17 protein-coding genes and 2 pseudogenes are annotated in these 14,789 nt (G+C 30.4%); all 19 read left to right on the top strand.

From position 1 onward, the window contains the following. Window positions 1–2: 2 nt before the first annotated feature. The 19 genes and pseudogenes from F594_RS0101510 (at window position 3) to F594_RS09465 (ending at window position 14,550) form a co-directional block, all read left to right on the top strand. Window positions 3–593: an MptD family putative ECF transporter S component gene (locus F594_RS0101510; RefSeq protein WP_019034321.1), complete on the top strand. Its 591-nt coding sequence runs from the start codon at window positions 3–5 to the stop codon at window positions 591–593. Further along, window positions 593–1,321 (top strand): energy-coupling factor transporter transmembrane component T, encoded by a 729-nt coding sequence (locus F594_RS0101505; protein ID WP_019034320.1) that lies wholly within the window; start codon window positions 593–595, stop codon window positions 1,319–1,321. The genes F594_RS0101510 and F594_RS0101505 overlap by 1 nt, the downstream gene beginning before the upstream one ends. Next, entirely contained in the window at window positions 1,318–1,560 is a 243-nt protein-coding gene (locus F594_RS0101500) for a P-loop NTPase family protein (protein WP_019034319.1), read from the top strand. Before F594_RS0101505 ends, F594_RS0101500 begins: the two co-directional genes overlap by 4 nt. Window positions 1,561–1,603: 43 nt before the next feature. Then, window positions 1,604–1,894 (top strand): CD1845 family protein, encoded by a 291-nt coding sequence (locus F594_RS0101495; protein ID WP_019034318.1) that lies wholly within the window; start codon window positions 1,604–1,606, stop codon window positions 1,892–1,894. 86 nt (window positions 1,895–1,980) lie between these two features. After that, the gene (locus F594_RS0101490; protein WP_019034317.1) at window positions 1,981–2,958 is read left to right on the top strand and encodes a replication initiator protein A; all 978 of its coding nucleotides are present in this window, start codon (window positions 1,981–1,983) and stop codon (window positions 2,956–2,958) included. 14 nt (window positions 2,959–2,972) lie between these two features. Continuing rightward, window positions 2,973–3,830, top strand: a complete 858-nt coding sequence (locus F594_RS0101485) for an ATP-binding protein (RefSeq protein ID WP_019034316.1) — start codon at window positions 2,973–2,975, stop codon at window positions 3,828–3,830. 14 nt (window positions 3,831–3,844) lie between these two features. Next, the gene (locus F594_RS0101480) at window positions 3,845–4,336 is read left to right on the top strand and encodes a PcfB family protein (protein WP_004829707.1); all 492 of its coding nucleotides are present in this window, start codon (window positions 3,845–3,847) and stop codon (window positions 4,334–4,336) included. Between the two features lie 197 nt (window positions 4,337–4,533). Beyond that, window positions 4,534–4,740 (top strand): hypothetical protein, encoded by a 207-nt coding sequence (locus F594_RS0101470; RefSeq protein ID WP_019034315.1) that lies wholly within the window; start codon window positions 4,534–4,536, stop codon window positions 4,738–4,740. Window positions 4,741–4,784: 44 nt separating this feature from the next. Further along, a pseudogene (locus tag F594_RS0101465) lies at window positions 4,785–5,357 on the top strand (type IV secretory system conjugative DNA transfer family protein); the annotation flags it as partial. 54 nt (window positions 5,358–5,411) lie between these two features. Continuing rightward, window positions 5,412–7,082, top strand: coding sequence for a recombinase family protein (locus F594_RS0101460; RefSeq protein ID WP_019034313.1), 1,671 nt, complete (start codon window positions 5,412–5,414; stop codon window positions 7,080–7,082). 44 nt (window positions 7,083–7,126) lie between these two features. Continuing rightward, on the top strand, window positions 7,127–8,605 hold the full coding sequence (locus F594_RS0101455; RefSeq protein ID WP_019034312.1) for an Lsa family ABC-F type ribosomal protection protein: 1,479 nt from the start codon (window positions 7,127–7,129) through the stop codon (window positions 8,603–8,605). Window positions 8,606–8,712: 107 nt separating this feature from the next. Then, window positions 8,713–9,033: a DUF3847 domain-containing protein gene (locus F594_RS0101450; protein ID WP_026302280.1), complete on the top strand. Its 321-nt coding sequence runs from the start codon at window positions 8,713–8,715 to the stop codon at window positions 9,031–9,033. 239 nt (window positions 9,034–9,272) lie between these two features. Then, on the top strand, window positions 9,273–10,733 hold the full coding sequence (gene mobQ / locus F594_RS0101445) for a MobQ family relaxase (RefSeq protein WP_019034310.1): 1,461 nt from the start codon (window positions 9,273–9,275) through the stop codon (window positions 10,731–10,733). Window positions 10,734–10,918: 185 nt separating this feature from the next. Next, complete coding sequence (locus tag F594_RS0101440; protein ID WP_019034309.1) at window positions 10,919–11,335, top strand: YjdF family protein; 417 nt, start codon at window positions 10,919–10,921, stop codon at window positions 11,333–11,335. Between the two features lie 102 nt (window positions 11,336–11,437). Continuing rightward, on the top strand, window positions 11,438–11,602 hold the full coding sequence (locus tag F594_RS0101435) for a transposon-encoded TnpW family protein (RefSeq protein WP_019034308.1): 165 nt from the start codon (window positions 11,438–11,440) through the stop codon (window positions 11,600–11,602). A gap of 41 nt (window positions 11,603–11,643) precedes the next feature. After that, window positions 11,644–12,882 (top strand): annotated as a pseudogene (locus F594_RS09165) (VirD4-like conjugal transfer protein, CD1115 family); the annotation flags it as partial. Between the two features lie 156 nt (window positions 12,883–13,038). Next, window positions 13,039–13,905, top strand: coding sequence for an Abi family protein (locus tag F594_RS0101425; protein ID WP_019034306.1), 867 nt, complete (start codon window positions 13,039–13,041; stop codon window positions 13,903–13,905). A 189-nt stretch (window positions 13,906–14,094) separates the two neighbouring features. Further along, window positions 14,095–14,418, top strand: coding sequence for a hypothetical protein (locus F594_RS0101420; RefSeq protein WP_002838912.1), 324 nt, complete (start codon window positions 14,095–14,097; stop codon window positions 14,416–14,418). Continuing rightward, entirely contained in the window at window positions 14,419–14,550 is a 132-nt protein-coding gene (locus tag F594_RS09465) for a Maff2 family mobile element protein (RefSeq protein WP_000394212.1), read from the top strand. The last annotated feature ends 239 nt before the right edge of the window (window positions 14,551–14,789 follow it).

Genomic DNA, 14,789 nt, shown 5'->3' with positions numbered 1-14,789 from the left:
TTATGAAAACACAAAAGAAATCATCAAAAAATGCAGTTACAGCCGGTGTTTTAATTGCACTTTACTTTGTAACATATGCAGTCATTGGGGCAATATCTATGCCTGTCCCTGTTTTATTTTTACTAATGCCTATGCTTGTAGCACTATTTGCTGCACCAACCTATCATATGCTTCTTGCAAAGACAAAGTCAGCTACTGCTATTGTAATCGCAGCTATTTTACCAAGTATTTTATTAGTTGCAACTGGGCATATTCCAATTGCACCATTAGTGGCAGTGCCTGCCGGAATAATTGCTATGTTCATAGCAAAAGGTGGAAATTATACAGACTTTAAGAAAAATACAATTAGTCATATGTTTTTTTCTCTAAACTTATTTGGAGGCTTTTTACCAATTTGGGTTATGAGAGAAGCGTTTTTTGAAAGTGTAATAAAAGGTGGCTTAGATCAAAGCTTTTGTAACACAGTAAGAGCATGGACACCAATATGGATGTTACCAGTTATGATTATAGGAACATTTATATTCTCTTTGATTGGTTCTTATTTTACAAAAAAAATATTAAATAAAAAGTTGGAATCCGCAGGAGTTTTATAATGGAAAATTCAAAGTTTGTTCTGGGGTCAAAATATGACCTCAGAACAAAACTTATCTTGCTTATGGGTGCGAATATTTTAATTTTTTTAGGGTTTGATTGGATCTATCAAAGCCTTATTACATTATTTTTCCTTGTCATCATTATTAGCGATCGTTATAAAAAATCCGCTATAAGGTATATTTTATTTTTTGTAATAAGTGTAGTATTGGAAAAATCTTTAGCCTATTTTAATATGAATTTTCTTTTGAATTTAATTTTATTTATCTTGGCAATTGGAAGAAAATTTCTGCCATGTATTATCGTGGGTAAATGGATTTTAAATTCAACATCTGTTTCCAGTGCAGTGGCAACTTTACAAAAATTAAAACTTTCAAAAGACTCGCTCATAATGATTTCTGTAATATTTAGATGTTTGCCTACTATTAAAGACGAATGGAGTCATATAAATATGGCGATGAAAACTCGAGGAATTAATTTTAACTTAATCAATTTAACAAGAAGACCAACATTAATTATGGAATATTTTTTTGTGCCATTGTTCGTAAGTGTGATAGAAATTGGGGATGAGCTCTCTCAATCAGCCATTATAAGGGGACTCGATGCTCCTGTTCAAAAAACAAGTAGACACCTAATTAAGTTTAGAAAAAATGATATTGGTGTTCTAATTCTTATGATTTTAATTTTATCAATAGTAATATTTATGAAAGTATCAGGGTGGGACTTATGATTGAAATTAGAGAATTAAGTTTTAAGTATAAGGGAGGATCTGATTACTCATTAAAAGATATAAATTTGAAAATCAAAAAAGGGGAATGCATTCTTCTATGTGGTAGGAGCGGTTGCGGGGACAGTGATATAATGATGACAGATACAATAAATCCATTAAAATCAAAGTTTAAAGGCTTCCACAAAACTTTTAAACAAGACGATTTAGGATTAAGTCTGTCATCTTTTTTATTAAATTAACAAAAAAGAAAAGAAAACATAAGTAATAAGGATTGAAGAGAATATGATAATATTTAGAGTTTTTTTCAAAATCATATTGTTTCCTATTAGTCTAGCGTTAAGTATCATCACTCTATTTTTAACTTTTGTATTAGGACTCAGCACAATATTTTTCAAACTGATTTCATTTATCGCTATTATGGGATTTTTAGGATCTGTTTATCATGGAGAAAAAGCACTTGCTATAGAGGCAATTATACTAGCATATCTTTTTAGTCCTTATGGTTTACCAGTGCTAGGATATTTTATTATAGAAGTGATAGAAGGGGTGAATGAAAAAATAAAAGTAATTTAAATATAAAAATAAATAGATTAAAACGATGAAAAAGAGATAGCAAAATCAAAGCTATCTCTTTTTATATGAAAAGAAAGGGGGTTATTATGAAAGAAATAGTTAAATTTGAATACTATTATGGCAATGAAGCAGAACAATATTCATTTTTTAGGATTCCCAAAACTTTATTTACCGACTTAAATTTTAAAAAACTATCCGTAGAAGCAAAAATTCTTTATGGAATTCTACTCGATAGAATGAGCTTGTCAATTAAGAATAAATGGTTAGATGAAGAAAACAAGGTATACATCATCTATACCATAGAAGAAATTATGGAAGTATTAAATTGGGGGAGAAATAAATCGGTCAAAGTAATGAAAGAAATTGAAGAGATAGGATTATTAGAAAAAAAGAGGTTAGGACTTGGAAAGCCAAATTTACTCTATGTAAAGAACTTTATTTACACAGAAAATAATAAAACTACAGAAGTTTCAAAAGCAAACCTCAAGAAGTTTAAAAAACAAACTTCAGGAAGTTTAGAAAACAAACCTCAAGAAGTTTCAAAAGAGGACTCTAATAATACTAATATTAATAATACTGAAACTAATAATACTGATTTTAATAATACCACCCCCATATCCCCCTTAGGAAATCCAGGAGAAAAATTGAAAAAAACTTTGGAGGAGGAAGAATTAAAAGAAACTATAAAAAAGAATATATCTTATGAAACCTTTGAAAAAGTAAGAATAGAAGAAAAGAAGCAAGTAGATGTAATGATAAATGTACTTGTAAAAGCCTTAACTAGCTTTACAAAGATTAAAATAGGAGGGAGGCATATATCCAATGAAAATTTTAAAGAAAGATTTCTAAGTCTTAACTATAAACACATAGACTATGTTTTGAAATACCTAAGAGAAAATGCTCCAAAGGATATTAGAAACATTAATGCCTATCTACTGACTCTCTTATACAATGCAGATGAAAATATTAGAAACATAGAAGTCATAAAGAGAGAAGAGCAGAAAAGAGAAAATTATGACTATAGTAATGATGAGGATATCTGGAGAGAATTTTTAAATACTTGATAGGAGAGGCGCATATGGAATTAATAAAAGAAATCTTAGAACAGAAAATAAAAAATGTAGAGACAAATAGTCCATCAAAAGATGAAGAAAATAGGAGTTATATAGATCAAGAAACAGGATTAAAATATTGTGCAAAATGTAAAACACCAATTGAAAAAGAAATAGACTTCTTTGGAGAAATAAAAAAAGTTGGTATTTTATGTCAATGTGAAAAAGAAAGACAAAAATTAGAGGAAGAAAAAAGAAAAGAAAATAAAAGACTTTTAAAAATTGAACACTTAAAAAAAGAGTGTTTTTCTGATCCTATCCTATTAAATTGGAATTTTAAAAATATGGACAAAGATAGTGAGCATGAAAAAGTAGCAAAAAACTATGTGGAAAAATTTGATGAAATATATGAAAATAATATAGGGTTAATTCTCACAGGGAATGTGGGATGTGGAAAAACATACCTTGCAAGTGCTATAGCAAATGCTTTACTAGAAAAAGAAATATCAGTCAAAATGACAAATTTTTCTGTAATTTTAAATGATATGACTAACTTTGAGATTGATAAAAGTAAGTATATAGATAACCTAAATCATAAGAAACTATTAATTATTGATGATTTTGGAATGGAAAGAGATACAGATTTTGCAGCTGAGCATATCTTTAACATAATAGATAGTAGATATAGAAGTGGGAAACCTCTAATTATAACAACAAACTTAAATATATCAGCTTTAACTAATCCTGAAACTATAAAAGATAAAAGAATTTACTCAAGGATACTTGAAATATGCAGTCCCATTATATTTACAGGAGAAAATAGAAGAATAGAAAAAATGAAGGATAAATCAAAATTAGCCTATGAAATATTAAAAAAAGAATGAAAGTAGGTGAGTGAATGCAAAATGATGATATAAATAGCAGAACAATAGCCATAGTAAAAAAAGCAAGTATAGTAACAGCCAAGCAAGTTATAAATTTGATGAAGAAAATATTAGAAATAAATAAACATAAAGCGCAGACAGAACAGTCAAGACCCTTAGAAAAATTTAAAAAAGTAAAAGTAAAAGACCTTGTAAAAAAAGGTAAAGTAGAAACCTTAGAATTAAATGACATAGACTTAAAAGCATTGAAAAAAGAATTAAAAAGATATGGGGTGAAATTTTCCATAAAGAAAGATTTAGAAAATGGAAACAACATTATCTTTTTTCAAGCAAAAGATATAAAAGTAATGGAACAAGCTTTTAAAAAGACAGTCCAGAAATTTACTAAAGATAAGTCAAGAAAAAGAAAATCTTTAATAGAAAGGCTTAATAACTTCAAGGATAAAGTCAAAGATACTATTGACAGAGATAAGGTTAAACATAAGCATCAGGAACAAAGTTTATAATAAAAACACTTGGATATATAATATATATGATGAGAAGGCATGAATAGCTTTATTGTTGAATACTATGAAAAAGAAGATTGGAATCATCCAGTAGAAGAATTTCTCTTATCTATAGATAAAAAATGAGAGCAGAAGCATTAGGAAAGAAACTAAAAAATACCTTTGAAAGTAAAATATAAGTATAATGGTGGTTCAAAATGACAAATAAAAGAATATGTCCTATATGTAACTCAAAGATGAGACAACAGTTTATAGGTCTATTACATTGCAAGTGTGGTATAAGCTATCATAAAGATTTAGGATATTTTAAAAGAAATGAAAATATGATTTTTGTCTTGGAAAGAAAAAAGATAGGTAAAAAAATAAAACAAGTTCCAGTAATAAGATATAAAAAAGATAAATAAGATGCTAATGGGTAGAGAAATCTACTCTTTTTTATGGAGAGGAAGTGATTGATTCGAAAATACTAAATGAAATAATAAAAGATATAAAAAATGTTTTTAAGATAAGAGATAAGAAGAAATTTGTATTAGAAAATTTTCCTTACCTCTTATTTTTTTATATAGGAAATATCTTTGCAAGCCATGTCAACTCTTATGTAGGAGGAGATATAATAGATAGAATTCTAGTGGCTTTTAGTCAAATAGATACTTTAAAATATATTCCATCATTAAAAATAAAAAACCTGATACCCGGTCTAATTCTATCAGTAGTTATTAAGTTAATCCTTATACAGAAAAAGAAAAAAGCAAAAAAGTTTAGAGAGGGCAGAGAATATGGATCGGCAAGATGGGGAAATGAAAAAGATATTGAGCCATACATTGACAAGAAGTTTGAAAACAATGTGCTACTAACTCAAACAGAAAGACTTACCATGAACAATAGACCTAAAAATCCAAAATATGCTAGAAATAAAAATGTATTGGTAATTGGAGGTTCTGGTAGTGGTAAAACAAGGTTCTTTGTAAAGCCAAATCTCATGCAAATGCACTCTTCATATGTAGTGACCGATCCAAAAGGATTAACCTCTTAGGGACAGAGAAAATAATAAGAACTTGGAAAGGAGGTAATTCTCATGTCAAATATGAAAGGAACAGGACAAACAGCCCTTTATGAGCGTTTAAGTCGTGATGATGAAATGCAAGGAGAAAGTAATTCCATCACCAATCAAAAGCAGCTACTTGAAAGCTATGCCAAAAGAAACGGCTTTATAAATATTTATCACTATACTGATGATGGAGTAAGCGGAACAACCTTTGATAGAGAGGGATTTCAAAAGATGATAAAAGCAGTAGAAGAAAACAAAGTATCTACTGTGATAGTAAAAGATATGAGTAGGTTTGGCAGAGATTATCTCAAAGTAGGCTTTTACACCGAAATACTGTTCAAAGAAAAGGGAGTAAGGTTTATCGCTATCAATAACGGAATAGACAGTGAAAAACAAGCAGAAAGCGACTTTACCCCATTTCTAAACATTATGAACGAATGGTATGCAAGAGATACCTCAAGAAAAATACAATCTATCTTCAGAGCAAGAATGGAAGAGGGTAAAAGAGTATCTCCAAGCGTTCCATACGGCTATTATAGAAACCCTAAGAACAAACAGGAGCTACTTGTCGATAAAGAGAGTGCAAAGGTCGTAAAACGCATTTATAGGCTTGTAATAGAGGGATATGGCGTAACACAGATAGCAGATATACTAACCAAAGATAAAGTCCTTATCCCATCAGCCTATGCAGAAATACACTATCCTGAAAATAACCACAGTTCCAAGAAAAGAGGAATAGAAGACCCGTATTTTTGGACACCAACCACAGTAAGCTATATCTTAGAAAAGCAAGAATATATGGGACACACCGTACTTGGTAAAACAATATGTCTTGATTACAAAACCAAGAAACGCAGAAAGGCGAAAGAAGATGAACTCATTATATTCAAAAACACCCATGAAGCCATCATTGATGAAGAAACATGGAATAACGCCCAAAGATTAAGAAAGACAGTAAGAAGAAGTCCAAAGTACGGAACAACCTCACACCCATTTACAGGACTTTTAATCTGTTCCGATTGTGGCGGTAAGCTAAGTTACAGAGAGCCGGCAGAACATAAAGAAAAGAAATATGATTGTGATTATTGCTTTGTATGCCAACATTACAGACATAGAAAAGGCTCTTGCAGTATGCACTACATCAAAGTAAAAACAGTGAATGAAATTCTCTTAAAATCAATCAAAGAAATCACAGATTTTGCAAAAGAGGAGAAGCAAGAATTTCTAAAAGTGATGAACAAGTTATCTGATGAAAAAAGAGAAGAAAAGTATCAAGGAGATAAAGAAAAGTTAGAAAAACTGTCATCAAGAAATGAAGAACTGACAACCCTTATTACAAAACTATATGAAGACCATGCACTTGGGAAAATTCCTGTAAAACACTTTGATAGATTATTTAATATCTATGATACGGAGCAACAAGACTTAGAAAATCAAATACAGTATTTTGAAGATGAAATAGAAAGTTATCATCAGAGAAAAGTTGATACTGATAAATTCTTAAAGATGATAGAAAAATATACCGATATTGAAGAACTGACAGTACCAATGATAAATGAGTATATAGAAAAAGTTGTAGTCCATGAAGCAACAGGAGGAAGAAAAGGGAAAGACAGAAAACAACAAGTTGATGTTTACTTTAACTTTATAGGCAACTGTCAAGTACCACAGAAAGCTGATATAGAAAAAATGGCTTAAAAATGGTATAATATTAAACGAAATAGGATTGTGAGGGGGGGTTTATGTCGGCAATTAAAATTGAAAACCTCACTTTCTCATATTATGGATATGTAAAACCTATATTTGAAAATGTATCGTTTTCCTTTGATACAAACTGGAAAATAGGATTGATAGGAAGAAATGGAATTGGTAAATCAACTCTATTTAAGTTACTTTTAAATCAAGAAACTTATCAAGGTAAAATAAGCAAGGATGTTGAATTTATTAAATTTCCACCAAATATAAGCGATACTTCAAAATTAGGAATTGAGTTATATAAAGAACTAATATCAGATGAGGAAGAATGGAAATTATTTAGAGAACTTAATTTGCTAAATGTAGATGAGAACCTTGTTTACAGAGAGTTTGAAACGCTTTCTAAAGGAGAACAAACAAAAATCCTTTTAGCTATTTTGTTTACAAGAGAAGATGGCTTTTTACTTATTGATGAACCAACAAACCATTTAGATATGGACGGAAGAAAAATTGTAAGTGAATATCTGAAAAGTAAAAAAGGATTTTTGCTTATATCTCATGATAGAGATTTTTTAGATGGTTGTATCAATCATGTTATTTCTATTAACAGGAATTCTATTGATGTCCAATCGGGAAATTTTACATCATGGTATGAAAACAAAGTGATGAAAGACCAATTTGAAATTAGTCAAAATGAGAGATTAAGAAAAGATATTAAACGATTAAAAGAGGCTGCAAGACAAAGTCAAATTTGGTCTGATAAAATTGAAAATACTAAAAATGGTGTGAAAGTATCAGGTGTAAAACCAGACAAAGGACATATAGGTCATCAATCAGCCAAGATGATGAAAAAATCTAAGAATTTGGAGAATAGACAAAACAAGGCAATAGAAGAAAAACAGAGTTTACTAAAAGATATTGAAACAAAGGAAAGTTTATTATTGCATTCATTACATCATCATAAAAATCCTCTAATATCGGTTAGCAATTTATCATCATGCTATGGAGAGAGACAGATATTAAGCAATGTAAGTTTCGAGATAAAACAAGGCGATATAGTGGCTATATATGGTCAAAATGGTAGTGGAAAATCAACCTTGATTAAAATTTTATTAGGGTTACATCATGAGTATATTGGTGAAATAAAATCGGCAAGTAATTTAAAAATATCGTATATTCCTCAAGATACATCTAATTTAACAGGTAGCCTAAATGAGTATATTCATAAGCAAGGTGTTGATGAAACATTGTGCAAAACAATTCTTAGGAAATTAGATTTTGTAAGAGAATTATTTGAAATGGATATGAAGAACTATAGCGATGGACAAAAAAAGAAAGTTTTGATTGCTGTAAGTTTATCAAAGCCAGCTCATATATTTGTTTGGGACGAACCACTGAATTATATAGATGTAATATCAAGAATACAGATTGAGGAAATTATAAAAGAAGCAAAGCCTACACTCATATTTGTGGAACACGATAAGCGATTTGTAGAAGATATAGCCAATAAAATCATACAATTATAAATGAAATAAACAATCAAAGTTTAGAAAAAGACTAACACAGAAACAGTAAATCAAAAATGGTTTACTGTTTTTTTGTTGCTCAGATTTTAGAAGAAAGGACAAAGAAAATGAAAAACATAGATGAAAAAATTTTAATGGCAGAAGAAGAAATTAAGCAGTTACAAAACAAGAGAAAAAAACTCATCAGTCAGCAGAAACAGGAAGAAAGAAAAAAGAGAGATAAAAGGCTTTATGAAAAAGGAGCAGTCTTTGAAAGTATCTTTACAGAAAGCAAGGATTTTAGCAAAGACGAATTTTATCAGCTAATCACATTCCAAAATATCAAAGAAGCAGTTAATCAAAAAATTCTAAAAATCATAGAAAAGCGAGAACAAATCGAAAACAAAATTATAGAAACACAAGAGGAAGAAATGAACACAAAGGAATAGTCCCTTGTTTACAAGGGCGCACTTATACACCCTAAAGGGTGTGTGCGTTCTCCGAAGGCTCTTGCAGAGGGCATATCAGCTAACGCTGATACAGGGGAGCTACACTCCCCTACGGAAATAAATTTCCTACCCCTTGTGTACTTACTAAAAGAAATCGGATAAAAAGAAATCCGATTTCTTTTAGTAAGTCTTTATCATCGCCATCATACTCACATCAAAAAAGAGAGGAGGTTTTTCTTGTGGCTATATATCATCTTAGTATAAAGATTATTTCAAGAGGCAAAGGCAAAAGTGCAGTAGCAGCTTCCGCCTATAGAAGTGGTGAAAAGATAAAAAACGAGTATGACGGAATAGTCCATGACTTTACAAGAAAAGGCGGAATAGCACATACAGAAATTCTATTACCACAAAATGCACCACAGGAATTTTCAGACAGAGGAACATTATGGAACAGTGTAGAGAAAATAGAAAAAAGTAAAAATTCACAGCTTGCAAGAGAAATAGAAATCGCCTTACCCAAAGAATTAAATCGAGAAAAACAGATAAATCTTGTACGAGAATATGTAAAAGAAAATTTTGTGAAAGTTGGTATGTGTGCAGATATTGCCCTACACGATAAAAATGATGGAAACCCACACGCTCACATATTATTAACTATGAGACCATTAAACGAAAATAAGACATGGGGAGCAAAATCAAAAAAAGAATATATCCTTGATGAAAATGGCGAGAAAATAAAACTCAAAAACGGGAACTATAAAACAAAAAAAATCAATACAGTTGATTGGAACGATCAAGACAAAGCAGAAGAGTGGCGAAAAGCATGGGCAGATATTACAAACAAATATTTGGAAGAAAACAGCATACAGGAAAAAGTCGACCACCGTTCTTATCAAAGACAGGGGATAGAGCAAATACCTACTATTCATTTAGGAGTATCAGCAAGTCAAATGGAAAAGAAAGGCATAGCTACCGACAGAGGAAATATCAACCGAGAAATCAAACATCAGAATAAGCTATTAAGAGAAATTGCACGAAGAATAAAAGTATTGCTAAATTGGATAAGGGGAATTGGAAAAAAGGAAAAAATAGAAAATAAAAATACAAAGTCCACTCTTCCACTCAAAGAAAATTTGCAATCAATCTTTGAAAATCTTACCCGTAAAAATGCAGATAACAATAATGCAGATTTAGAGAAATATATTGAGAGTTATCAATTACTCAAAGAAAAAAATATCACTTCATTATCTGAGCTTAAAGAAAATATAGTTACCCTAAGAGATAAGAATTATAAGACCACAAGAGCCTTAAAAGATACCGAGAAAAAGATTGATGAAAAAACACAACTCATCGACCAGTCAGAAAAATATTTGAAGTACAAGGACATCTACAAAGCCTATGCAAAGTTAAAGAAAATAAAACAGGAAGATTTTTATAACGAGCATACGGCAGAGATTATTTTATTTGAAAGTGCAAAGAAATATCTCAAAGAGCATTTAAGAGAAAGCAAGACCTTAAATATATCTAAATGGAAATCGGAGGTAAAAGCCTTGAAGAAAGAAAAAGATAGTCTGTATTCTCAAATCATAGATATACGAAAAGAGGTTGAACAGGCTGAAAGTGCCAGGAACTGTATAGATAAATTGCAACAAGAAAACAGAGGACTGACACAGGTAAGGAGGAATGAATTAGAACTATAAAATCAAGCTGAAAAGTGATATAATAAATAATAAATTTAGTTCAAAGATAAAAACGCAATATACATTTATGTAAAATGTATTAGAACTGGTAGGTAGCCCAGTCGTCTAAGTAATTATTTCCTTAGGTAAGTAACCTTCCCCTCCGGGTTGTCCATTCTTTGATAGAGCATTAAGGAGGGTTTGTTATGGAAAAAATAACAGGGCAATTAACGGTTTTTTTTGATGATCCTTTTTGGGTAGGTGTTTTTGAGCGTATAGAAGAAAATAAATTATCGGTATGCAGAGTGGTGTTTGGAGCAGAACCTAAAGATTATGAAGTATACGATTTTATTTTGAAAAATTATAGTAATTTAAAATTTAGTTCAAATATAGAAGTTGAGGTTAAAAAAGGAAATGCTAATCCTAAAAGATTGCAAAGAGAGGCAAGAAAACAAAGTAAACAAGTAGGGATAGGTACAAAATCTCAATTGGCATTGCAGCAACAAAGAGAAGAAATGAAATTGGAAAGAAAAACCAAAATTAGAAAAAGAAGAGAGTTGGAGAAACAAAGAAAATTTGAATTAAAACAAGAAAAACGCAAACAAAAACACAGAGGCAAATAGTAATGAGCTATTTGCACCAGAGGATTATCGCTAATCACCAAAACAGTAAATCAAAAAAGGTTTACTGTTTTTTCTTTGCCTAAAAAACGGAAAGGAGGACTTATGGAAGAAGAAAAAAGAGAAATAAAAACACCACCTAATAAACAGTTAATGATGGATATTGGAAAGACAAAATATACTGTAAACCTACATTTTAAGCAAGGTACAGGAGAAACATACAAGGATAAAATACTAAAGCTAATCAAGAGAGAAACAGAGAAGATATAAATTTGTCAAAGAAATTTTATTTATGTCCTTGACAAATCTTCCCAAAAGGAACATTAGTCCTAGAATGTGGGAAAATGTTGGAAAGAAATGGATATGAGATAAAAATACTAAACACAATAAACTTTAAAAAATCCATGAGATATAATCCCTTTGCATACTTGAAAAGTGAAAAAGATATTTTGAAATTAGTACAAACAATAATTGCAAATACTAAGGGAGAAGGAGAAAAATCAACTGAGGATTTTTGGGTGAAAGCTGAAAAACTCTATTACACAGCACTTATAGGATATATCTGGTATGAAGCTCCTAAAGAAGAACAGAACTTTACAACTCTACTTGCTATGATAGATGCAAGTGAGGTAAGAGAAGAAGATGAAAATTTTAAAAATGCAGTAGACTATATGTTTGAAGCATTAGAAAAAGAAAAGCCAAACCATTTCGCAGTAAAGCAATACAAGAAATACAAACTTGCAGCAGGAAAAACTGCCAAATCAATCCTTATATCCTGTGGAGCAAGGCTTGCTCCATTTGATATTCAGGAACTTAGGGACTTAATGAAAGAAGATGAACTGGAGCTTGATACACTTGGAGAAAAGAAAACAGCTTTATTCGTAATAATATCGGATACAGATGATACATTTAACTTTGTAGTATCAATAATGTACTCACAATTATTTAATCTATTATGTGATAAAGCAGATGACGAATACGGCGGAAGACTTCCTATTCATGTGAGATGCCTACTTGACGAGTTTGCAAATATTGGCTTAATTCCTAAATTTGAAAAGCTTATTGCAACTATTAGAAGTAGAGAAATATCAGCTTGTATAATATTACAAGCACAATCACAACTAAAAAGTATCTATAAAGATAATGCCGATACCATAGTTGGCAATTGTGATTCGACGTTATTTTTAGGAGGCAAAGAAAGAACAACATTAAAAGAATTATCTGAAAGCCTAGGCAAAGAAACCATAGACCTATATAACACATCAGAAACAAGATCGAATCAAAAGAGTTTTGGACTAAATTATCAAAAAACTGGGAAGGAACTTATGAGTCAAGATGAAATAACTGTAATGGACGGTGGTAAGTGTATATACCAGCTAAGAGGAGTAAGACCTTTCTTATCTGATAAGTTTGATATTACAAAACATAAGAATTATAAGTTCCTTGAAGATTATGATAAGAGAAATATATTTGACATAGAGAAATACCTACAGAGAAAAGATGAGGTTAAGTTAAAAGAGAGTATGGTAGTTGAAATATTAGATGAATAAATTTAAAATTAAATAAGAAGTAAGATAGATATTTAGGAAAGATTAAAAGAAAATACTTGACAAAAAATATTTTATAACATATAATAATTTCAACAGCACCCGACACGCCTCTTAACAATGCGGACCAAGTCGGGTCATTTGATTTTAGGAGAAAAAATGAAAAAAATCCACCAAGAACCGATTACTATAGAAAATCAAGTAAAAAACTTAATAGACTTAGGACTTTTAGTAAAAGATAAAACTTATGCTAAGAAAATTCTTGGAAGAATATCCTATTACAGGCTAATTAAAGCTTACAGTATCACATTAAAAAAAGATGGAAGATATATATCAGGAATAAGTTTTGAAGATATTGTAAGTTTATATAAATTTGATAGAGAACTTAGACAACTCATATTTGAAATAATAGAACATATTGAAGTTTCTTTAAGAGCAGTTATCACAAACTATTTTTCTTTAAAATATGGGAATTTTGGTTACAAAGATTTGTCAAATGTGGGAAAATATAAAAACAGATATAAAGAAGCATTAAATGATTTAGAAAGAGAAACAAAAAGAAATAGACGCTCACCATTTATAAAAAACTTTAAAGACAATTATGAAGGTGGAGAAATTCCGCTATATGCAGTGATAGAAGTAGCAAGTTTTGGAACTTTATCTAAAATGTATAAAAATATGAAAAATGAAGATAAAAGTAAAATTGCAAAAGTCTTTCATACAGACTACCATTACTTTGAATCTTGGATAGAAAATTTTGCCTATATAAGAAATATATGTGCCCATTATGGCAGGCTATATGGAGCAAAGCTTACAAAATCACCAAAGCTATATAAAGAATATTTAAAAAAGAATATTTCAAACAACACAATATTTGCTACATTAGTAAATCTTAAAATAGTTTCTGAAGAAGAAAATTACAAAAAATTTTATCATGATCTAACGGAACTAATAGCAAGATATGAAAATATTGAACTAAGGCATGTTGGCTTTATAGAAAACTGGAAAGAATTACTAAAACCATAAAATTAAATAGAGAAATTTACACCGAAAAAAACATTTCGGTGTTTTTTTATGCCCAAAGGAGGAAGAATGAAATATATACGAGATGAGCCGAAAAAATAAGATACAGAAAAAATGAAATATTAATGAATTAGAAGTAGAAGCGATAGAGAAAACTATCGTTTTTTTTATGGAATAAAGGAGATAGAACAAATGGAAAGAGAAATGCTAAATATTAATGGAAATCTAGTAGGAGAAATAAAAACAACTGCAATAGATACAAAGGAAGGAGAAAAAGAAGTAGCTAACTTCACAATAGTTAGAAAGAACAAAGAAGAAGGAAAGGTTAAAAAAGAATATATCTACTGTAATCTCTACGGAGAAAAGGCAAAAAGTGTGAAGGAATTTAAAAGTGGAGAATACATCCATATTTTTGGATATTTTAAGGAAACAAAAAAAGAAGACAAGACATTTAAAAATTTTATAGTAAAGCACATAAATAAAATTGAAAAAGAAGAAAAAGAGGAGGAAATATAAATGGAATTTTTTACACAAGCAGTAAATGTATTAAAAATATTAGTTACAGCAATTGGTGCAGGGCTTGGAGCATGGGGTGTTATCAACCTGATGGAAGGTTATGGGAATGACAACCGTGCGACACGTTCATAAGTGAAAAGCTTATGCACTAAGTCGAAGGACTGAAAGTTCAAAACTTAGGAGAACTGGCAATCTGATAGGTAGAATGACGGGGTAACGCCCTGAAATGCCTACACTGATACTCCGATTGGCAATGAATATTAGACTATTTCATTGTCAAAAGCTCGGTGAAGTCGGCAGAGAGTAGCCGTAAGACTGATATTAACATCAGACACGAAAGCTGTTCAGAGGTGGACGGTGCTACCTATATG

Source organism: Peptoniphilus lacrimalis DSM 7455 (assembly GCF_000378725.1).
Taxonomy (GTDB): Bacteria; Bacillota; Clostridia; order Tissierellales; family Peptoniphilaceae; genus Peptoniphilus_A; species Peptoniphilus_A lacrimalis.
This window is presented reverse-complemented; position numbering and strand designations above follow the sequence as displayed.